The sequence below is a fragment of the Blastococcus sp. SYSU DS0533 genome (assembly GCF_054050775.1).
The window spans coordinates 16809-34943 of the sequence record NZ_JBJGZZ010000024.1; the positions used below are offsets into that span (position 1 = coordinate 16809).

The 18135-nt window shown below is 76.1% G+C and carries 20 protein-coding genes; 11 read left to right on the forward strand and 9 right to left on the reverse strand.

Annotated features, from left to right (window positions below):
- Nucleotides 1-56 precede the first annotated feature (56 nt).
- Together ACI79W_RS19345 and ACI79W_RS19350 are read right to left on the reverse strand one after the other, a co-directional pair.
- Nucleotides 57-314 (reverse strand): hypothetical protein, encoded by a 258-nt coding sequence (locus ACI79W_RS19345; RefSeq protein ID WP_456563709.1) that lies wholly within the window; start codon nucleotides 312-314, stop codon nucleotides 57-59.
- Nucleotides 250-1623, reverse strand: a complete 1374-nt coding sequence (locus ACI79W_RS19350; RefSeq protein WP_456563710.1) for an ATP-grasp domain-containing protein — start codon at nucleotides 1621-1623, stop codon at nucleotides 250-252. The genes ACI79W_RS19345 and ACI79W_RS19350 overlap by 65 nt, the downstream gene beginning before the upstream one ends.
- Nucleotides 1624-1757: 134 nt before the next feature.
- Between ACI79W_RS19350 and ACI79W_RS19355 the strand changes: the two genes are divergently transcribed.
- The 4 genes from ACI79W_RS19355 (at nucleotide 1758) to ACI79W_RS19370 (ending at nucleotide 5118) form a co-directional block, all read left to right on the forward strand.
- Nucleotides 1758-2852 (forward strand): NAD(P)-binding domain-containing protein, encoded by a 1095-nt coding sequence (locus ACI79W_RS19355; RefSeq protein ID WP_456563711.1) that lies wholly within the window; start codon nucleotides 1758-1760, stop codon nucleotides 2850-2852.
- A 110-nt stretch (nucleotides 2853-2962) separates the two neighbouring features.
- Nucleotides 2963-3889: an ABC transporter ATP-binding protein gene (locus tag ACI79W_RS19360; RefSeq protein WP_456563712.1), complete on the forward strand. Its 927-nt coding sequence runs from the start codon at nucleotides 2963-2965 to the stop codon at nucleotides 3887-3889.
- Nucleotides 3886-4728, forward strand: coding sequence for an ABC transporter permease (locus tag ACI79W_RS19365; RefSeq protein ID WP_456563713.1), 843 nt, complete (start codon nucleotides 3886-3888; stop codon nucleotides 4726-4728). The genes ACI79W_RS19360 and ACI79W_RS19365 overlap by 4 nt, the downstream gene beginning before the upstream one ends.
- A gap of 51 nt (nucleotides 4729-4779) precedes the next feature.
- Nucleotides 4780-5118 (forward strand): hypothetical protein, encoded by a 339-nt coding sequence (locus ACI79W_RS19370; RefSeq protein ID WP_456563714.1) that lies wholly within the window; start codon nucleotides 4780-4782, stop codon nucleotides 5116-5118.
- A 2-nt stretch (nucleotides 5119-5120) separates the two neighbouring features.
- Here the strand turns inward: ACI79W_RS19370 and ACI79W_RS19375 are convergent, their stop codons facing one another.
- Nucleotides 5121-6293 carry an MFS transporter gene (locus ACI79W_RS19375; protein WP_456563715.1) on the reverse strand — a complete coding sequence of 391 codons (1173 nt, stop codon included), beginning with the start codon at nucleotides 6291-6293 and terminating at the stop codon, nucleotides 5121-5123.
- A gap of 75 nt (nucleotides 6294-6368) precedes the next feature.
- Here ACI79W_RS19375 and ACI79W_RS19380 point away from each other — a divergent pair, with 75 nt between their 5' ends.
- Nucleotides 6369-6905 carry a DUF488 domain-containing protein gene (locus ACI79W_RS19380; RefSeq protein WP_456563716.1) on the forward strand — a complete coding sequence of 179 codons (537 nt, stop codon included), beginning with the start codon at nucleotides 6369-6371 and terminating at the stop codon, nucleotides 6903-6905.
- 95 nt (nucleotides 6906-7000) lie between these two features.
- Here ACI79W_RS19380 and pruA read toward each other — a convergent pair whose 3' ends face one another.
- Both pruA and ACI79W_RS19390 read right to left on the reverse strand, forming a co-directional pair.
- Nucleotides 7001-8626: an L-glutamate gamma-semialdehyde dehydrogenase gene (pruA, locus tag ACI79W_RS19385; protein ID WP_456563717.1), complete on the reverse strand. Its 1626-nt coding sequence runs from the start codon at nucleotides 8624-8626 to the stop codon at nucleotides 7001-7003.
- 17 nt (nucleotides 8627-8643) lie between these two features.
- On the reverse strand, nucleotides 8644-9570 hold the full coding sequence (locus ACI79W_RS19390) for a proline dehydrogenase family protein (protein WP_456563746.1): 927 nt from the start codon (nucleotides 9568-9570) through the stop codon (nucleotides 8644-8646).
- A gap of 144 nt (nucleotides 9571-9714) precedes the next feature.
- Here ACI79W_RS19390 and ACI79W_RS19395 point away from each other — a divergent pair, with 144 nt between their 5' ends.
- From ACI79W_RS19395 to ACI79W_RS19410, 4 genes are read left to right on the forward strand one after another with little or no spacing between them, the layout of a single operon-like run.
- A complete protein-coding gene (locus ACI79W_RS19395; protein WP_456563718.1) occupies nucleotides 9715-10845 on the forward strand; it encodes a helix-turn-helix domain-containing protein in 1131 nt (376 codons plus the stop codon).
- A gap of 29 nt (nucleotides 10846-10874) precedes the next feature.
- Nucleotides 10875-11510 (forward strand): biliverdin-producing heme oxygenase, encoded by a 636-nt coding sequence (locus tag ACI79W_RS19400; RefSeq protein WP_456563719.1) that lies wholly within the window; start codon nucleotides 10875-10877, stop codon nucleotides 11508-11510.
- Entirely contained in the window at nucleotides 11507-11962 is a 456-nt protein-coding gene (locus tag ACI79W_RS19405; RefSeq protein WP_456563720.1) for a hypothetical protein, read from the forward strand. Before ACI79W_RS19400 ends, ACI79W_RS19405 begins: the two co-directional genes overlap by 4 nt.
- Entirely contained in the window at nucleotides 11887-13221 is a 1335-nt protein-coding gene (locus tag ACI79W_RS19410) for a PP2C family protein-serine/threonine phosphatase (protein WP_456563721.1), read from the forward strand. The genes ACI79W_RS19405 and ACI79W_RS19410 overlap by 76 nt, the downstream gene beginning before the upstream one ends.
- A gap of 9 nt (nucleotides 13222-13230) precedes the next feature.
- Here ACI79W_RS19410 and ACI79W_RS19415 read toward each other — a convergent pair whose 3' ends face one another.
- The 4 genes from ACI79W_RS19415 to idi form a co-directional block, all read right to left on the reverse strand.
- Nucleotides 13231-13506: a hypothetical protein gene (locus tag ACI79W_RS19415; protein WP_456563722.1), complete on the reverse strand. Its 276-nt coding sequence runs from the start codon at nucleotides 13504-13506 to the stop codon at nucleotides 13231-13233.
- 21 nt (nucleotides 13507-13527) lie between these two features.
- Entirely contained in the window at nucleotides 13528-14301 is a 774-nt protein-coding gene (locus ACI79W_RS19420) for an SDR family NAD(P)-dependent oxidoreductase (RefSeq protein ID WP_456563723.1), read from the reverse strand.
- A gap of 76 nt (nucleotides 14302-14377) precedes the next feature.
- Nucleotides 14378-15190, reverse strand: a complete 813-nt coding sequence (locus ACI79W_RS19425; protein WP_456563724.1) for a polysaccharide deacetylase family protein — start codon at nucleotides 15188-15190, stop codon at nucleotides 14378-14380.
- Between the two features lie 108 nt (nucleotides 15191-15298).
- Nucleotides 15299-15838 (reverse strand): isopentenyl-diphosphate Delta-isomerase, encoded by a 540-nt coding sequence (gene idi / locus ACI79W_RS19430; protein ID WP_456563725.1) that lies wholly within the window; start codon nucleotides 15836-15838, stop codon nucleotides 15299-15301.
- Nucleotides 15839-15914: 76 nt separating this feature from the next.
- Here idi and ACI79W_RS19435 point away from each other — a divergent pair, with 76 nt between their 5' ends.
- Both ACI79W_RS19435 and ACI79W_RS19440 read left to right on the forward strand, forming a co-directional pair.
- The gene (locus tag ACI79W_RS19435; RefSeq protein ID WP_456563726.1) at nucleotides 15915-16742 is read left to right on the forward strand and encodes an alpha/beta fold hydrolase; all 828 of its coding nucleotides are present in this window, start codon (nucleotides 15915-15917) and stop codon (nucleotides 16740-16742) included.
- 26 nt (nucleotides 16743-16768) lie between these two features.
- Nucleotides 16769-18133 carry an MFS transporter gene (locus tag ACI79W_RS19440; RefSeq protein ID WP_456563727.1) on the forward strand — a complete coding sequence of 455 codons (1365 nt, stop codon included), beginning with the start codon at nucleotides 16769-16771 and terminating at the stop codon, nucleotides 18131-18133.
- Nucleotides 18134-18135 lie beyond the last annotated feature (2 nt).

Sequence of the window (18135 nt, forward strand, 5' to 3'; positions counted from 1 at the left end):
CGGGACGCGACGGCGCCCCCTCCCCGCGCGGGGCAGGGGGCGCCGGGTAGCACAGCTCAGCCGGCGATGGCCTCGGCGAACTCGCCCTCGAACGCCTCCTCCAGCACGGTCACGCCACCGGGGACGTCGGCCGGCTGCAGGATGGAGCTCTCCAGGCTCGGCGAGGCGCCGAGCTGGAAGCCGCGGATCGGGACGACCAGGCCGCCGGTCTCGAGCTCCTCGAGCCCGTCACGGCTGCGCCGGTGCCGGTCAGGAGGTCCGCGGTCCGCGCGCCCGGCGGCGACCCACGACGGCGGGCCCGTCCTCGCAGGCACGGACGCCCGGCCGCGGGGCGGAGGGCACGGCATCGGGTCCGTCGATGACCACATGGATGCCGTCGAGCGCGGCCGCGGCTCGCCGCCGCGACTGCTCGGGGGTCTCGCCGACGGTCACGACGTGCCCCAGGCGCCCCGGCAGGCCGGTGGCGGGCCCGGTCGCGGAGCCCACGTCCGTGAAGATCTCGGCCACGACCAGACCCGGGATCGCGCCGACGTCGCGCACCCCGGCCACCGCGCGCACCCGGCCCGCCGCGTGGGCGGTCAGGTGCAGCTGCGTGCACGCACCCGCCATGCCTCCCTGCGCGGGGCCGGCCGCGGGCTCACCCAGCAGCCGGGCCACCACGAGGTCGGCGGTGTCCACCCCGCTCACCTGCTCGACGCAGGCGTGCGCGCCGTCGCCGGCGAGGCCGGTCGCCACCTCGACCAGCCGCGGTCCGGTGGGACCGACGACGAACTCCAGGGAGAACGGCCCGGCGTCGTGGCCGGCCGCCGCGAGCCAGCCCCGGACCCAGCCGGTGGCGTGCGGTACCGGCGGACGCCTCGTCACGGTGCGGAGCAGGTGGTCCAGCAGCGGTGGAGGGGCCGTGACGATCTCCGACCAGCCGAGGACGACGTGGTTCCCGCCGTCGGAGAACCCGTCGGCCCCGAACCGCGGGCCGGGGACGTGCTCCTCCACGACCAGCCGCCGGCGTGGCGCCCGCCCGTGGTCGACCCCCGCCAGGTGCCGGGTCGCCAGCTCGCGCAGCTCCCGCTCGTCGGAGACCAGACCCGCCCGTCCCGCGTCACCGCCGGCCGGCCGCACCACGCAGGGGTAGCCGACCGGGGAGGTCAGGTCCTCGGCGTCCGCGGCCACCTCGGCCCAGCGCACGCCGGCCAGTCCGGCCGCGGCGAGCGCCCGGTGCAGGCCGCCGCGGTCACCGGTCACCGCCGGTGAACCGGGCGTCGGGCCGCGCAGCCCCAGGGCACGCGCGGCGACGGCCGCGGGGCCGGCGGACCCGGGCGCGGCCCCGCACACGGCCGCGGTTCCCCCGAGCGCGAGCACGGCGCCGACGATCCCGTCGGCCTCGTGGGTGTCGCAGTCGATCCAGCGGTCCACCACCCAGTCGAGGTCCTCGCCGTAGACGTCGCGGTCCCGCGTCAGCACCGCCGTCCGAAGACCCCGGGCGCGCGCCCGCTCGAGCACCGCAGCGCCCGCGGCGTCCAGCCGCTCACCGGCCGCGAACTCAGGTCGCGCGGCCGTTCCGCGCACCTGGACCTCGACGGAGGCGAACCACGGGTCCGCCGACCGGTCACCGGGCACGGTCATGCCGCCCTCCCCCCGTCGGCCAGTCGTTGCCCGGCGCACCGTACCGGCCGGTCGGTTGCTACGGAACCGGATCTGCCGTGTCCCGTCGCCCGGAGGGTGGGAAGCAGCGGCTCCGGCGGCCGGTTGTCGGTGGGGTGACGTCTGCCGAGCCCGTCCACGACGTCGAGGTCGTCGTGATCGGCGCCGGGCAGGCCGGGCTCTCCACGGCCTGGGCCCTGGCCCGCCAGGGGTTCGAGCGGGGCACCGGGTTCGTGGTGCTCGACGGCGAGGAGGCCCCCGGCGGCGCCTGGCGGCACCGCTGGCCCTCGCTCACGCTCGGCACGACCCACCGGGTGCACGACCTCCCGGGCCTGCCCTTCCGACCCGAGGACGACGGCGCACCCGCGGTGGAGTCCGTCCCCGCCTACTTCGCCCAGTACGAGCGGCGCTTCGAGCTGCCGGTGCTGCGGCCGGTGCGGGTCACCGCCGTGGACCGGGCGGGCGACGACCGGTTCTCCGTCGCCACCGACCGGGACACCTGGACCACCCGCGCCGTCGTGAACGCCACGGGCACCCGGACCCGGCCGTTCGTCCCGCGCTACCCCGGGCAGGAGCTGTTCCGCGGGCGCCAGCTGCACACCGTGGACTACCGCTCCGCGGACGAGTTCCGCGGCCAGCACGTCGTCGTGGTCGGTGGCGGCGCCTCGGCCACCCAGCTGCTGGCCGACATCTCCCGGGTGACCTCGACGACGTGGGTCACCCGCCGGCCACCCGTCTGGCGCGAGGGCCCTTTCGACGAGGACGCCGGCCGCGCCGTCGTCGCCGAGGTCGAGCGGGCCGTCCGCGAGGGCCGCCGGCCGGGCAGCGTGGTGGGCCTCACCGGCCTGCTGACCTCCACGCCCTACATCCGGGAGGGGCTCGACCGCGGGGTGCTGGACCGGCTGCCGGTGTTCGACCGGATCACCGCCGACGGGGTCGCCTGGGACGACGGCCGGTTCGTCCGGGCCGACGTCATCCTGTGGGCCACCGGCTTCCGCGCGGCGGTCGGCCACCTGGCCCCGTTGCGGTTGCGCGCGCCGGGCGGGGGTTTCCGCGTGGAGGGCACGCAGGTCGTCGGCGAGCCGCGCATCCACCTGGTCGGGTACGGACCCTCGGCGAGCACGATCGGCGCCAACCGGGCCGGTCAGGCCGCCGCGCGCGCCCTGCGCCGGGAGCTGCACCCCGGGATGCCCCTGCCCCGGACCGCCTGAGCTCCCAGGGAGATCTCAGGGTCCGATCAGGGCGCTCCCCGATGGTCCCGGGCCGCTGCGGCCGAGAGGCTCCAGGGCATGACTTCCCGACCGCTCTCCGGAGGCCCGCGATGATCGAGGCGCGGGGCCTGACCAAGAAGTACGGCGAACGCACCGCCGTCGACGGCATCTCCTTCACCGTGCACCCGGGCCGGGTCACCGGCTTCCTCGGCCCCAACGGCGCCGGCAAGTCCACGACGATGCGCATGCTCCTGGGCCTGGACCGGCCCACCGCCGGCACCATCACCGTGCGCGGGCGCAGCTACGCCGACTTCCCCGCGCCGCTGAGGCAGGTCGGCGCACTGCTGGAGGCCCGCGCCCTGCACCCCGGGCGCTCGGCCCGCGACCACCTGCGCTGGATGGCGGCGAGCAACGGGCTGCCGGTGCACCGCGTGGACGAGGTGCTGGAGCTGGTCGGGCTGACCGACGTCGCCGGGCAGCGGGTGGGCCGGTTCTCCCTCGGGATGGGCCAGCGGCTCGGCATCGCCGTCGCCCTGCTGGGCGACCCGCCGGTCGTCGTGCTCGACGAGCCGGTCAACGGCCTGGACCCCGAGGGCATCCGGTGGGTGCGCACCCTGACCCGGCAGCTGGCCGCCGAGGGCCGCACCGTCTTCCTGTCCAGCCACCTGATGAGCGAGATGGCGCTCACCGCCGACCACCTCGTGGTGATCGGACGGGGCCGGGTGCTGGCCGACTGCTCCATGCCCGACTTCATCGCCGAGCACGCCGCCTCCTACGTGCGGGTGCGCAGCCCGCAGCGGTCCGAGGTGGCCGAGTTGCTGCGCCGCGACGGCCTGGAGGTCACCGCCGTCGGCGACGAGCTGCGGGTGCAGGGTCGCGACGCCGCCGCGATCGGCGAGCTGGTCGGCCGGCAGGGGCACCTCCTGCACGAGCTCACCCTCGTCAGCTCCTCCCTCGAGGACGCCTTCATGACACTCACCGCCGCGAGCGTCGAGTACACCGCGCGCGACCGGACCCCCGCAGGAGCCACCCGATGACCGGAACCCTGAGCACATCGGTGCCCGACACCGTCGCGCTGGACCCCGACCGGCACGTCCCCGGTGTCCGCGGCCCCGGCTTCGCGCACACCCTCCGCGCGGAGTGGATCAAGTTCTGGTCGGTGCGCTCGACGCCGTGGTCCATCGGCGCGCTGGTCACCCTGGGGGCCGGCCTGACCGTGCTGGTCTGCGCGGTCAGCGCCGCCGACCTCGCGCAGGGCACCACCGGGGAGGCCGCCGGCTCGTTCATCACCTGGGGCATGACGGTCGCGCAGATCACCGCCATCGTGCTCGGCGCCCTCGTGGTCACCAGCGAGTACGGCACCGGGATGATCCGGGCGACCCTGACGGCGACCCCGCACCGCGGCCGCGTGCTGGGGGCCAAGGCGCTGGTCCTCACCGGGACGCTGTTCGTCGCCGGCACGGTCACGGCCGTCCTCGGCTACCTGGGCGGCAACTGGTTCCTGGAGCGGGAGGGCGTCGGCCTGGCGCTCGGCGACGACGGCGTCCTGCGGTCACTCCTGGGCAGCGGGCTGTACATGGCCGGCATCGGGCTGTTCGCCGCCGCCGTCGGGCTGCTCGTGCGGCACACCGCCGCCGCGCTGTCGATCGTCCTGGCCCTGCTGCTGGTGGTCGGCAACATGGTGATGCTGCTGCCGGGCGCCTGGGGCGAGTGGGCCACCAAGCTGATGCCGGGGAACGCGGGCTCCGTCGTCGCCACGCCGGTGTCGTTCAACCCGGACCTGCTCGAGCCCTGGACCGGTTTCGCGGTGTTCTGCGCCGAGGTGGCCGCCGTCCTCCTCGCCGGCTACCTGGTGCTGCGCCGCCGCGACGCCTGACCCGGCGCCCCCGCCGTGCCCCGGCCCCCGCGGCCGGGGCACAGTGGTGCCGTGACCACGCCCGACCCGGCCGCCGAGGGCCGCCGCCGCGCCGACGAACTCCTGACCGCCCTGACCGCGGGCGACGACGCCGCCGCCGAGCGGCTGCTCGCGGGCCTGGACGAGATCCGCGACCTCGTGTTCGTGGGCGCGGGGCTCACCGCGATCGCCCGCGCCGAGGGCCGGGCGCTGCCCACGGCGCAGCGCGCGCAGGCCAGCACCCGCCAGCTCAAGCTGGGGCAGGTCCGCGACGCCAACCGCGACGACCCGGACGGGCTGCGCACCTGGCTGCGGCGCTCCGCCGAGGAGATCCTCTTCCTCCGCTCGCTGCACGCCGCCCGGCAGGGCTGAGCTCACGCACGGGTGAGCGGGGCGCGGGCCGACACCCGCGCCAGCGGCAGCACCACGGCCAGCGCGGCGGCCGACACGACCAGCGTCCAGGGCAGGCCGGCGGCGCCGTAGGCGAACCCGAGCAGGAGCGCCCCGGCCGCCGTGCCCGCGTCGAAGGAGGCGTTCCACAGCGCGCTGGCCGCCGTCGTGCCCCGTTCCCCGGCCCGGGCGAAGGCCCGCAGCAGCGTCAGGTTCTGCACCCCGCCGAAGCCGGCGCCGAACAGCGCGGCTCCCAGCAGGACCCAGCCCGTGCCCCACCACAGCCCCGCACCGGTCACCGCCAGCCCCACCGCTGCGGTCAGCACCGACAGCGGCAGCAGCAGCGCGGTGCCCAGGCGGTCGGCCAGCACACCCGCCCGCCAGCGGCTGAGCGCGCCGGTCAGGCCCCACAGGAGCAGGGCGGCGGTGGCGAGCTGCCCATCGGGGCGGTCGATGGGCAGGAAGGTCACGAAGCCGCCGCCGGCCGTCGTCACGACGAACAGCACCACCGACGGCGCCAGCGCCGCCCGCACCGCGGCCCGCGCGTTGCCGGCCGGCGCGGGTTCCTCGCCGCCGCCCGCCGCCCGCAGCAGCGCGGGCAGGAACAGCAGGCCCAGCACCGGTGAGGCCGCCAGCCAGGACAGCAGCCCGACGTGCCCACCGAGCACGAGGGCCACACCCACGGGGACGGCGGCCATGTTGGGCAGCGCGATGGCGAGCCCGTACAGGCCGATGGACTCCCCGCGCCGCTCCGGGGGCGCCACCCGTGCTGCCAGGGTCGCGCCGAGGACGGTGATGACCGCGAAGCCGGCGCCGCGCACCGCCGACAGCGCCGAGATCCAGCCGACGCCGTCGTCCAGCACGTAGAAGGGGGAGGGCACACCGAGCGCAAGCAGCCCCGCCACGAACACCGGGCCGGTGCCGAAGCGGCCGACGAACGCAGGGACGACCGACTGCACCGCGATGGTGACGACGAGGAAGACCGCGGTCACCACCCCTGCCGTGCTCTCCGCCGCGCCGCCGGCCACCGCGTACGCCGGGAGCGAGGCGAGGGTGAGGAAGTAGCTGACGAACCCCAGCGCCGTGACGCCGACCAGCGACTGCACCCCGCCGGACCGCCACAGAGGGGCCTGCACCTCCACCGTTCCCCCGCTCACCCGCCGTCGTCCACCCGGTACCTGCCGATCATGACCGCCCGGGCGTCGCCGGCCACGCGCGGGTAGGGAGGAGCCGTGGGGTTGCTGACCGTGGGCCACGGGTCCGACGACCGCGCCGCCCTGGGCGCCCGGCTGACCGCGGCCGGTGTGGACCTGCTGGTGGACGTGCGGCGCTTCCCCGGGAGCCGCGCCAACCCGGACGTGCGACGGGAGGCGCTCGCCGCGTGGCTGCCCGAGGCGGGGATCGGCTACCGCTGGGAGGAGCGCCTCGGCGGCCGCCGCCGGCTGCCCGCGGGTGAGCCGGTCGCCGACGGCTGGTGGACCGTCGCCCAGTTCGCCGCGTACGCGGCGCACACCCGGACAGCGGAGTTCACCGGAGCGCTCGACGAGGTGCTGGCCGCGGCGGCCGACGGCACGGTCGCGGTGCTGTGCAGCGAGTACGTGTGGTGGCGCTGCCACCGCAGGCTGATCGCCGACGTCGCCGTCCTGGGCCGGGACGTGCCCGTCGGGCACCTCATGCCCGACGGCCGGGTGACCCCGCACCGCCCGGCCGACGGCGCGACGCTCGGCGCGGACGGCCTCGTCCGCTGGCCGGTCGTCGCGGCGCCCTGACCACCTCCCTCACCGTGGCGCGTCCTCCCTCACCGCGCACCGTGCGGGAGGACGCGCCACGATCGGGATGCTCCTGAGCATCGCGGCGGCGGCCCTCAGCCCATGTAGGGGTAGCGGTGGTCGGTCGGGGGCGCGAACGTCTCCTTGATCGACCGCGTCGACGTCCACCGCATGAGGTTCTGCTTCGCGCCGGCCTTGTCGTTCGTGCCCGAGGCCCGCCCCCCGCCGAAGGGCTGCTGCCCGACGACGGCCCCGGTCGGCTTGTCGTTGACGTAGAAGTTGCCCGCCGCGTGCCGCAGGAAATCCTGCGCGTGCGCGATCGCCACCCGGTCCTGCGCGATCACCGCACCGGTGAGCGCGTAGGGCGCCACCGACTCCATCTGGGTCAGCACCGCGTCGTAGTCGGCGTCGTCGTAGACGTGCACCGCGAGCACCGGCCCGAAGTACTCGGTGGTGAAGACCTCGTGCCCGGGGTCGGTGCCCTCGATGATCGTCGGCCGCACGAAGAAGCCCTCGCTGTCGTCGGCCTGACCGCCGGCCACGATGGAGAGCGCCGGGTCGTCCTCCACCCGGTCGAGGACGCCGGAGAGCTTCGAGAACGACTTCCGGTCGATGACCGCCCCCATGAAGTTGGAGAAGTCGGTGACGTCGCCCATCGGCAGCGACTCGGTCACCGCCACCAGGTCGTCGCGGAGCCGTCCCCACACCGACCGCGGCACGTACGCCCGGGACGCCGCCGAGCACTTCTGCCCCTGGTACTCGAAGGCGCCGCGGACCAGCGCCGTCCGCAGCACGTCGACGTCGGCCGACGGGTGGGCGACGACGAAGTCCTTGCCGCCGGTCTCGCCGACGATCCGCGGGTAGCCGCGGTAGGAGGCGATGTTCTCGCCCACGGTGCGCCACAGGTGCTGGAAGACCGGGGTGGACCCGGTGAAGTGGATGCCGGCGAGGTCGCGGTCGGCGAGGGCGACCTCGGAGACGGCGACGCCGTCGCCGGGCAGCATGTTGATCACGCCCGGCGGCAGGCCCGCCTCCTCGAGCAGCCGCATCAGGAAGTGGGCGGCGAACTGCTGGGTCGGCGCGGGCTTCCACACGACGGTGTTGCCCATGAGCGCCGGCGCCGTCGGCAGGTTGCCCGCGATCGCGGTGAAGTTGAACGGCGTGATCGCGTAGACGAAGCCCTCGAGCGGGCGGTGGTCGGTGCGGTTCCACGCGCCGGCGGAGGACTCCGGCTGCTCTGCGAGGATCTGCCGGGCGAAGTGCACGTTGAAGCGCCAGAAGTCGATCAGCTCGCACGCGCTGTCGATCTCCGCCTGCTGCGCGGTCTTGCTCTGGCCGAGCATCGTGGCGGCGTTGAGCGTCTGCCGCCACGGCCCGGCGAGCAGGTCGGCGGCCTTGAGGAACACCGCCGCGCGGTCGTCGAAGGACAGGTCCTGCCACGCGGGCGCGGCCTCCTTCGCGCAGCGGACGGCGTCCTGCGCGTCGGCGTGCGTGCTGTGCGCGGAGGTGCCCAGGACGGCGGCGTGCCGGTGCGGCTGGACGACGTCGAACCGCTCGCCGCCGGCCATCCGCTGCCGGGCGCCGATCGTGGCGGTGAGCTCCACCGGCGCGGCGGCCAGCTCGGCGAGCCGCTGCTGCAGCTCGTCGCGCTCGGGGGTGCCGGGGGCGTAGGTGAGCACCGGCTCGTTGGCCGGGGCCGGGACTCGGGTGACGGCGTCCATGGGAAGACCTCTCGGGTTCAGGAGCGGGTGGTCAGGGAGCGGAGGAAGAAGGCGACGTTGGCCGGGCGCTCGGCCAGCCGGCGCATGAAGTAGCCGTACCAGTCGGCGCCGTAGGGGACGTAGGCCCGCACACGGGTGCCGGCGGCGGCCAGCCGGCGCTGCTCGTCGGGGCGGATGCCGTAGAGCATCTGCACCTCCCAGGAGTCGGCGGCCCGCGAGTGCTGCGCCGCCAGCTCGTGCGCCCGCTGCAGCATCGCCGGGTCGTGCGAGCCGACCATGGGGTACCCGGGACCGCTCATGAGGATCTCCAGGCACCGGCGGTAGGCGGCGTCGACGTCGCGCCTGCGCTGGTGGGCGACCTGCTCGGGCTCGTCGTAGGCGCCCTTCACCAGGCGCACCCGGGAGCCGCTCACCGCCAGCGCCTTGGCGTCGTCCACGCTGCGGTGCAGCATCGACTGCAGGACGGCGCCGGTCGACGGGTGCTCCTTGCGCAGCTCGGCGACGGCGGCCAGCGTGGAGTCGACGGTGCGATGGTCCTCCATGTCGAGGGTGACCGTCGTCCCCGCGGCCGAGGCGGCCTCCACGACCGGGCGGACCAGCTCCAGGGCGAGGTCGTGCCCGCCGTCGGGCAGCGCCTGGCCGAACGCCGAGAGCTTCACCGAGACCTCGGCCGCCGGCCCCAGCCGCAGCGGGGCGAGCGCCTCCAGGGCGGCGAGGTAGGCGTCGCGCGTGCGGCGCGCCAGAGCCCGGTCGGTCACGTCCTCGCCCAGGTGGTCCAGGGTGACAGCGATGCCGTCGGCGGCGAGCGCGCGCACCGCGGCGATCGCGTCGTCGAGCGACTCCCCCGCGACGAAGCGGTCGACCACCCGGCGGGTGGACGGCGTGCCGGTGACCGCCCGGCGCAGCGCCGGCCGGCGGGAGGCGGCCAGCAAGGCCTTCTGCATCACCACGGGTCCTCCTCGGGCCGACGCCAGGTGCCCCTCGAACGCTAGGTACCCACCACCTCTCCGGACCAGCGACAGATGTCGGTATTCCGCACCTCTGCTCTCATACAGCTGTACGAGGACCCGGCGGGAGGAGGGACGGCGGTGCGCGACGAGCTGCAGGAGCTGGTCGACGAGGTGTCGCGGGTGCTCGGCGCCCCGGCGACGCTGGAGGACGCCGGCTTCACGCTGCTGGCCTTCTGCGCCCACGACGACAGCGGGGCCGACCCGATGGACGCCGTCCGCACCCGGTCCATCCTCACCCGCGGCTCGACCCCCGGGACCCGGCGCTGGTTCGAGGACTTCGGCATCGCCTCGGCGACCCGCCCGATGCGGACCCCGGCCGACCCCGCCGCCGGCGTGCTCACCCGGCTGGTGCTGCCCGTCCGCCACGGGGACCGCACCCGTGGCTACCTCTGGCTGCTCGACGACGGGCGCATCGACCCCGACGACGACGCCGACCCGGCGCTGCGCCGCGCGCTGGACCTGGCCGCCGACGCCGGCCGCGCGCTGGCCGGCCGCCCGGCCGACGACCTGGAACAGGTGCTCGCCGACGCACTGGCCGGTCGCCCGGCGGCACGGGCGCAGGCCGCTCTGCGCCTCGGCGACCGGCTGCCCCCCGAAGGCGCCCAGGTGCTGGTCGCGCTCTGCCCCGCCGACGGCTCCCCGGCGTCGAGCCGGCCGCTGCCCGCCGCCGGGGCGGTGGCCACCGTCGTCGACGACGGGGTGGCCGTGCTCGTCCCGCTGCCGGCGGTCGCCGACCTGCGCCCTGCGGGCGCGCTCGCCGCGGCGTCGCTGGCCGCCCTACCGGCCGGCAGCACGGCCGGCGTCTCCTCGGCCCGCCGCGGCACCGGCGACCTGGCCGGCCAGTGGGAGGAGGCGCGGGCGGCGGCACGGGTGGCCGCGGCGGTGGACCGGTTCTTCCCCGTCGCCCGGTGGGGCGAGCTGGGCGGGTGGCGGGCTGCCACGGCGCTGCCCGGCCCCGACCCGGTGCTGGCCCCGTTGCTCGCCGACCCACTGCTGACCGCGACGGCGGAGACCTTCCTCGACTGCGCCGGCAGCGCCGCGCGGACGGCGGGGGCGCTGCACATCCACCGGCAGACCCTGTACTACCGGCTGGGCCGCATCGCCGCGCTGACCGGCCTGGACCTCGCCGACGGCGACGCCCGCCTGCTCCTGCACTCCGGGCTGCGCGCCGCCCGGCTCTCCGGAGGATCCGGGTTCCATCGCCCGTGATCACCTGCCGTCACATAGTCTCCGTCTCGATGGCTGCGGGAGACATGGCTGCGCAGGCGCACCCCCGCAGCGACGACGACGTCCTGCACGCCCTGCGCACCGGGACCGCCGGGGAGCACCAGCTCGTCGAGGACACCCTGGACCTGCTCGACCCCGCACTCGACCGGCAACGGTTGGCGCACGTGCTCGGTCTGCTGCACGGCTTCTGGACGGCGGCCGAGCGCGGCCTGGACGAGTGGGCCACCCGCCACCCCGCCGACGCCGCGACCGTGGACTGGGACCGCCGCCGCCGGGCCGGGCTCTTCGCCGTGGACCTCGCGACGCTCGGGGCGACGGTGCCTGGCGCCGCGCCGGAGCTGCCGGCGGTCACCGGCACCGACGAGGCGCTGGGCCGGCTCTACGTGCTGGAGGGCTCCACCCTCGGCGGCACGTTCATCGACCGGCACCTCGCCACCCTCCCCCGCCTGGCCGGCGTCCACCTCCGGGCGTTCTCGCCCTACGGCGCCGACACCGGCGCGATGTGGGCCGCCTACCGCCGGGTCGCCCGGGCGCACGTGGCCGCGGGCGGGGACGCCGGGCGCGTGGTCTCCGCGGCGCGCGAGGTGTTCGGCGCACTCGCCGAGTGGTGCCGGCCCGCTGCGCGGGCGCAGGCGGTCGGGGCGTGACCGGGGTCCAGCGCGAGGTCGGTTTCCTGGCACCGGGCGAACCGGTGGACCTGACCAACTGCGAGCGCGAGCCGATCCACGTCCCCGGCACCATCCAGCCGCGCGGCGTGCTGATCGCCGTCCGCGACCCCGACTGGATCGTCCAGCAGGTGTCGGAGAACCTCGCCGACCTCACCGGTGTCCACCGGCGGCACGCGCTGGGCCGGCCGCTCGCCGAAGTCATCGGCGTCGCGCCGGCCGACGCGGTGATCCGCTCGGCGAGCTGCTGCGCGGCGACAAGCTGTGGGGGCTCAGCGCCTGCCACCACTACGACGGCCCCCACGCGCCGCCCTACGCCACCCGTGCCGCGGCCGAGTTCCTCGGGTCCACGCTGTCGGTGCGGCTGGTCGACCGGGCGCAGGAGGAGGAGTTCGACCGGGCGCTGCGCGCGCGGCCCACGCTGGCGTGGCTGACCGCCGCCGCCCTGGACGAGGACCGGCCGATCACCGAGACGCTGCTCGGCTCCCCGAGCCTGCTGGACCTGCTCGACGCCGACGGGGTCGTGATGTGCCTCCAGGGCACCCGCGGTGCAGCCGGGGCCGGGATTCCTCCCGCCCTGGCAGACGGGATCGCCGCCTGGGCCGCGGGCCGCGGGGAGGACGTGGTCGCCACCGATGCGCTGGCCGAGGCCGCGCCCGGGGTCGGTGCGGTCGGCCCGGCGTGCGGCGTGCTGGTGCTGCCGCTGCCGGAGGGCCAGTACGTGCTCTGGTTCCGGGGCGAGGCCGTGCGGCACATCGACTGGGGCGGGGACCCGCACAACAAGGCGATCGCCGAGCGCGAGGGCGCGCATGTCCGGCTCAGCCCGCGCAAGTCCTTCGAGCGCTGGCGGGAGACCGTCCGCGGCCGGTCCGAGCCGTGGACGGCGCAGGAGACCGGTGAGGCGGCCGAGCTGCGGACGCACCTGCTGGAGGCCCTGTACGCGCGGTCCCGCAGCATCGTCCGGGCCGCCGAGACCCTGCAGCGCAGCCTGCTCTCCGACCCCCCGCAGCCCGACCACCTGGAGGTGGCGGTGCGCTACGTGCCGGCGGCGCGGGAGGCGCAGGTGGGGGGCGACTGGTACGACGTCTTCGAGCAGCCCGAGGGCTCCACGGTGCTCGTCATCGGTGACGTCGTCGGCCACGACACCCAGGCCGCGGCGACCATGGCCCAGCTGCGCGGCCTGCTGCGCGGCATCGCCTGGGACAGCACGGCCGGCCCCGCCGACGTGCTCTCCCGGCTCGACGCCGCGATCGAGGGGTTGGGCCTGGGCGCCCTGGCGACCGTGCTGGTCGGCCGCCTGGACCGCCCGGCGGGCCAGGCCGGCGACGGCACCCGCCTGCGCTGGGCCACCGCGGGGCACCTGCCGCCGGTGCTCGTCGCCCCCGACGGCTCCCAGCAGCTGCTGGTGCCCGACCGCCCCGGCCTGCTGCTCGGCGTGGACCCGTCGCTGCCCCGCACCGAGCACGAGGTGACGGTCTCCGACGGCTCGACGGTGCTGCTCTACACCGACGGGCTGGTCGAGCGCGACCAGGTGTTCGACGACGGCGTCGACCTGCTCGGCCGGGCTCTCGCCGAGCTGCGCCACCTGCCGGTGACCGGCATGTCCGACGCGCTCATCGACCGGCTGCTGCCCGAGGGCGGCGAGGACGACGTCGCGCTCGTCGCCGTCCGGCTCCGGCCGCCGGGCGGCTGAACCGGTCGCTCAGCCGGCGCCCGGGGCGGTGAACCGGGGGGTGAGCCCGTCGTCGGGCGGGCCACCCCGGTCGGGCAGCGGGCGCTCGTCCTCGGCCGCGCGGACCACGGCGATGGTGTCCAGCGGGTCCACCGGTCCGGCGGAGCGCCCGTCCCGCTCGAGCGCGGCCAGCAGCCGCTCCTCGTCGGGCGCGAGGTCACCGGGGCCCAGCCGCCCACCGGGGCTGCCCGCGTCGGAGCCCGAGGCCATGGCGGTGTCGGGCGTCGGGTCGTCCGGGGCGCTCATGCGGCAGTTCCTCATGGTCGGTCAGCGGGGGAAGTTCGGCTCGAGCCGGGGGACGATCTGCATCTCGGGGACGAACGCCGACGGGTGCAGGAGCAGTAGCGTGCGGATCGCTTCGGCGACCGCCGACGGCGGCATCATGAGGTGCCCGGGGATCCCCCACTGCTCCATCATCGGGGTGTCCATGGCGGCGGGGATGACGCTCTGCACCCGGCAGGGGAACGGCCGCTCGCTGCCGTCGTCGAGCCGCACGGCCTTCTCCCGCAGCTCGCGCTGGATGCACCGGGTGGCGTTGAGGAAGCCTGCCTTGGAACCGTTGTAGGCGATCGCCCCGCTGCCCGAGGTGATCGCCGAGAGCGAGACCACGTGCACGACGTCGGCGGTGCGCCCCTCGGGCAGGTGCTGCACCCGCTTCACGAACTCGCTGGTCAGGAAGACCGGCCCCTCGAAGTTGACCGCCTGCACCCGCTGGTAGTCGGCGAGGTCGATGTCGGTGATGTAGCCAGGCCGGTCGATGCCGGCGACGTTGACCAGCACGTCGAACGCGTCGCCGTGCCGGTCGAACAGGTCGGCGACGACGGCGCGCCGGCTCTCGTCCTGGGTGACGTCCAGCGCGGCGACCTCCGCGGAGCCACCCGCGCCGGTCACCCGGGACAGCGTCTCCTGGCTGCCCGCCTCGTCGATGTCGGCGATCACCACGTGGGCACCGTCCTCGGCCAGGGCCAGCGCGGTGGCCCGGCCGAGCCCGCTGGCCCCGCCCGTCACGAGTGCGACCCGGCCTTTCAGCGACGCCTCCACAGGTGCTCCTCCGTCGTCCGTGCGTGCCCGTCGCGCACAGCCTCGCCGAAACCCGCCGGGCCCGCAGGTCGGGTCGCTACGGCCGGGCCGACCAGACGTCGCCGAGGGTGACCGTGGTCAGCCCGCGCTCGGCGATCAGGTCCAGCAGCTGGCCGTAGACGCTGGTGACGGTGGCGTGGTTGGCGTGGCCGACGACGATCGTCCGGGGGTTGAACCAGCGGCGGGCGGCGGCCAGGAGCTCCTCGGCGCTGAGGACCCGGTAGTCCTCGAAGGTGCCGTTCCACATGGCGACGGTCGGGTGCCCGAGGTCGGCGGCGATCCGGTCGGTGCGCTCGTCGTGGGCGCCGTAGGGCGGGCGGAAGAAGGGGGTGTCCACCCCGAAGGTCGCGCGCAGGAAGTCGCGGTTGCGCCGGATCTCCTCGGCCACCTCGTGGTCGCCGAGCGTGGTGAGGTCGGGGTGGGACCACGTGTGGTTGCCCAGCGCCACCTGCCCGGAGTCGACGAGCGGGCGCAGCAGCGCCGCGTTCTCCTCCCAGGCCCGGTACCGGCCGTTGGGGAAGAAGGTCATGCGGGTCCCGCTGTCGGCGGCGAACCGCGCGAACGCCGCGACCACCTCGCTGCTGGTGCCGTCGTCGATGGTCAGCGCCAGCAGGTCCTCCTCCCCCGGGAGCGCGTCGACCACGCCGGTGGGCGGCGCCTGCGGCTCCACCCCGGGGACGCCGCGGTGCACCTGCCTCCAGCGCGCGGCAGGCTCGCCGGCCGGCTGCGGCGGCGCGGCCGTGGGCCCGCCGAACGCAGCCCCGGGCGCCCCGAGCCCGCGCGCGCCGTGCGCCACCGCCGTGCCCGCCACCCCGGCGGCGAGGGCGAGCAGGAACCGTCGACGGTCCATGCCCGGGACGCTATCCGGGCCGACGCAGACGCCCCCGGAGCCCGGTGGACGGCGCGCCGGACCCCGCGTCACCACACCCGGGGCGCCGCGTGCCGTCACGCTGTGTGCTCAGAGGCGGTGCAGCCCTGCGTCCTCGATGAGCCGCGCCTGCTCGCGGCACCACGGCGACCACGCGTCCCCCTCGGTCTGCTGCCGGCGGCGGAACGCGGCCCAGTCCAGCAGCTCCCACTCGCCGACCTCGGTGGGCTCGGGCGCGGGCGAGCCCGTGAACCGCCCGACGTAGACCGGGCACACCTCGTTCTCGACGACGCCGCGGAACTCGGCCCGGTAGCGGTACCCCGGCAGCGCGGGGCGGACGTCGGAGACGCCGAGCCCCAGCTCGAAGCCGGCGCGGCGGGCGATCGCGTCGCCGTCGTCCTCCCCGGGGCCGGGGTGGCCGCAGACGGTGTTGGTCCACATGCCGGGGAAGGTCGCCTTCCCCTCGGCCCGGCGGGTGACCAGGAGCCGGCCGTCCTCGGCGAAGAGGTAGGCCGAGAACGCGCGGTGCAGCGGCGTCTCGCCGTGGTGCACCTCCGGCTTCGGCATCGTGCCGATCGCCCGCCCGTCGTCGTCGACCAGCACGATGAGCTCGACAGGTGAGGCGGTCACCGCACCATCGTCCCCGATCGGGAGCGGAGCCGCCCGCCCCCGTGCGCACGGGCGGCGCGCGGGGCACAGTTCCGGGGTGGACAGCTTCCGGCGCAACGGCCTGACCTTCGACGTCCGGGATGCCGGGCCGGCCGACGGCGAACCCGTCGTCCTGCTGCACGGGTTCCCCCAGGACTCCACCGCCTGGGACCGCGTCGCCCCGGCCCTGCACCAGCACGGCCTGCGAACCCTCGCACCGGACCAGCGGGGCTACTCCCCCGCGGCCCGCCCGCGCGGGCGCGTGCACTACCGGCTGCGGGAGACCGCGGACGACGTCGTCGCGCTGCTGGACGCGGCCGGGCTCGGGTCCGCGCACGTGGTCGGTCACGACTGGGGCGGCCTCGTCGGCTGGGCGCTCGGCGCGTGGCACCCGGAGCGCGTCCGCACCCTCACGGCGCTCTCCGTGCCGCACCCGGGGGCGATGGCGCGCGCGATGGTGCGCAGCGACCAGGCGCTGCGGTCGTACTACGTGGGGCTGTTCCAGCTGCCCGTGCTCCCCGAGCGGCTGCTGCTCGCCGGGGACGGGGCCGCGCTGCGCCGGGTGCTGCGGCACGGCGGGCTGCCCGACGACGCCGTCGACCACTACGTCCGGCGGATGCGCGAGCCGGGCGCGCTGACCGCGGCGCTGGACTGGTACCGCGCCGTGCCGTGGAGCGGGCGCGACCCGGTCGGGAAGGTGCGCGTGCCCACCCTGCACGTGTGGAGCACCGGCGACGCATTCCTCGGGCGCGCCGCGACCGAGGACACCGCCCGCTTCGTGGACGCGCCCTACCGGCTGGAGGTGCTGGACGACGTGCCGCACTGGATCCCCGAGCTCGCCGCGGAGCGGACCGCCGAGCTGGTCACCGCCCACGTCCGCGGCTGAGCCCGGGCATTGCGAGACTGCACGCCATGAGCGAGACGACGTCGCCGCTGACCCGCGCCGAGCGGCTCGACCGGCTGCCCGTCAACCGGGAGCACCACCGGCTGGTGGTCGGCTCGGGCATCGGGTGGGCGCTGGACGCGATGGACGTCGGGCTCATCTCGTTCGTGATGACGGCGCTGGTCGCCCAGTGGGGGCTGTCGAACGGCGAGGTGTCGTGGATCGGGTCGATCGGCTTCGTCGGGATGGCGCTGGGCGCGACGCTCGGCGGGCTGCTCGCCGACCGGGTCGGCCGCCGCCAGGTGTTCGCGCTGACCCTCCTCGTGTTCGGGCTGGCGACCGGGGCGGCGGCGCTGTCCTGGTCGGTCGGCGCGCTGCTGGCGTTCCGGTTCCTCATCGGCCTGGGGCTGGGCGCGGAGCTGCCGGTCGCCTCCACGCTGGTCAGCGAGTTCGCCCCCGCGCGGGTGCGCGGTCGGGTGGTCGTGCTGCTCGAGGCGTTCTGGGCGGTGGGCTGGACGCTGGCGGCGCTGATCGGCTACTTCGTGGTGCCCGCCGGCGACGACGGGTGGCGCTGGGCGCTGGCCCTGGGCGCGGTGCCGGCGCTCTACGCGGTGGTCGTGCGGCGCGGGCTGCCCGAGTCGGTGCGCTTCCTGGAGCTGCGCGGCCGCACCGACGAGGCGGAGGCCACGGTGCGCCGCTTCGAGCGGGCCGCCGGCGTCTCACCCGCCCCCTCCCCCGCGACGGCGCCACCGTCCACGCCGCCGGGCGCCCGTGCGCTGTGGACCGGCGGCACCGCGCGGCGGACGGCTGCGCTCTGGACCGTCTGGTTCAGCATCAACTTCGCCTACTACGGCGCCTTCATCTGGCTGCCGACGCTGTTGTTCAACGACGGCTTCTCGCTGGTGAAGTCGTTCCAGTACACGCTGATCATCACCCTGGCCCAGCTGCCCGGGTACGCGGTGGCGGCCTACCTGATCGAGAAGTGGGGGCGGCGCCCCACCCTGGCCACCTTCCTGCTGGGCTCGGCTCTGGGGGCCGGGCTCTTCGCGGCCGCCGACGCCGACACCGCCGTCCTGGTGACCGGCATGGTGCTGTCGTTCTTCAACCTGGGCGCTTGGGGTGCGCTCTACGCGGTCACCCCGGAGATCTACCCGACCGCGCTGCGGGCCACCGGCGCCGGCGCCGCCGCCGGCTTCGGCCGGCTCGCGTCCATCGCCGCCCCGCTGTGCGTGCCGTTGCTGGTCGACGCCGGGGGCACCGGCCTGGTCTTCGCCACGTTCGCCGCCTTCTTCCTGCTGGCCGCGCTCGCCGCGCTGGCGCTGCCCGAGCTGCGGGGGCGGTCGCTGGACGAGGACGCCCCGCGCACGGCGACCCCGTCGGCGCTGCGCGGCTGACC

Coding starts and splice junctions, on each gene's coding strand:
- ACI79W_RS19350 (WP_456563710.1), bottom strand. CDS start 1,623: ATGACCGTGCCCGGTGACCGGTCGGCGGACCCGTGGTTCGCCTCCGTC.
- ACI79W_RS19360 (WP_456563712.1), top strand. CDS start 2,963: ATGATCGAGGCGCGGGGCCTGACCAAGAAGTACGGCGAACGCACCGCC.
- ACI79W_RS19365 (WP_456563713.1), top strand. CDS start 3,886: ATGACCGGAACCCTGAGCACATCGGTGCCCGACACCGTCGCGCTGGAC.
- pruA (WP_456563717.1), bottom strand. CDS start 8,626: ATGGACGCCGTCACCCGAGTCCCGGCCCCGGCCAACGAGCCGGTGCTC.
- ACI79W_RS19390 (WP_456563746.1), bottom strand. CDS start 9,570: ATGCAGAAGGCCTTGCTGGCCGCCTCCCGCCGGCCGGCGCTGCGCCGG.
- ACI79W_RS19400 (WP_456563719.1), top strand. CDS start 10,875: ATGGCTGCGGGAGACATGGCTGCGCAGGCGCACCCCCGCAGCGACGAC.
- ACI79W_RS19415 (WP_456563722.1), bottom strand. CDS start 13,506: ATGAGCGCCCCGGACGACCCGACGCCCGACACCGCCATGGCCTCGGGC.
- ACI79W_RS19425 (WP_456563724.1), bottom strand. CDS start 15,190: ATGGACCGTCGACGGTTCCTGCTCGCCCTCGCCGCCGGGGTGGCGGGC.
- ACI79W_RS19440 (WP_456563727.1), top strand. CDS start 16,769: ATGAGCGAGACGACGTCGCCGCTGACCCGCGCCGAGCGGCTCGACCGG.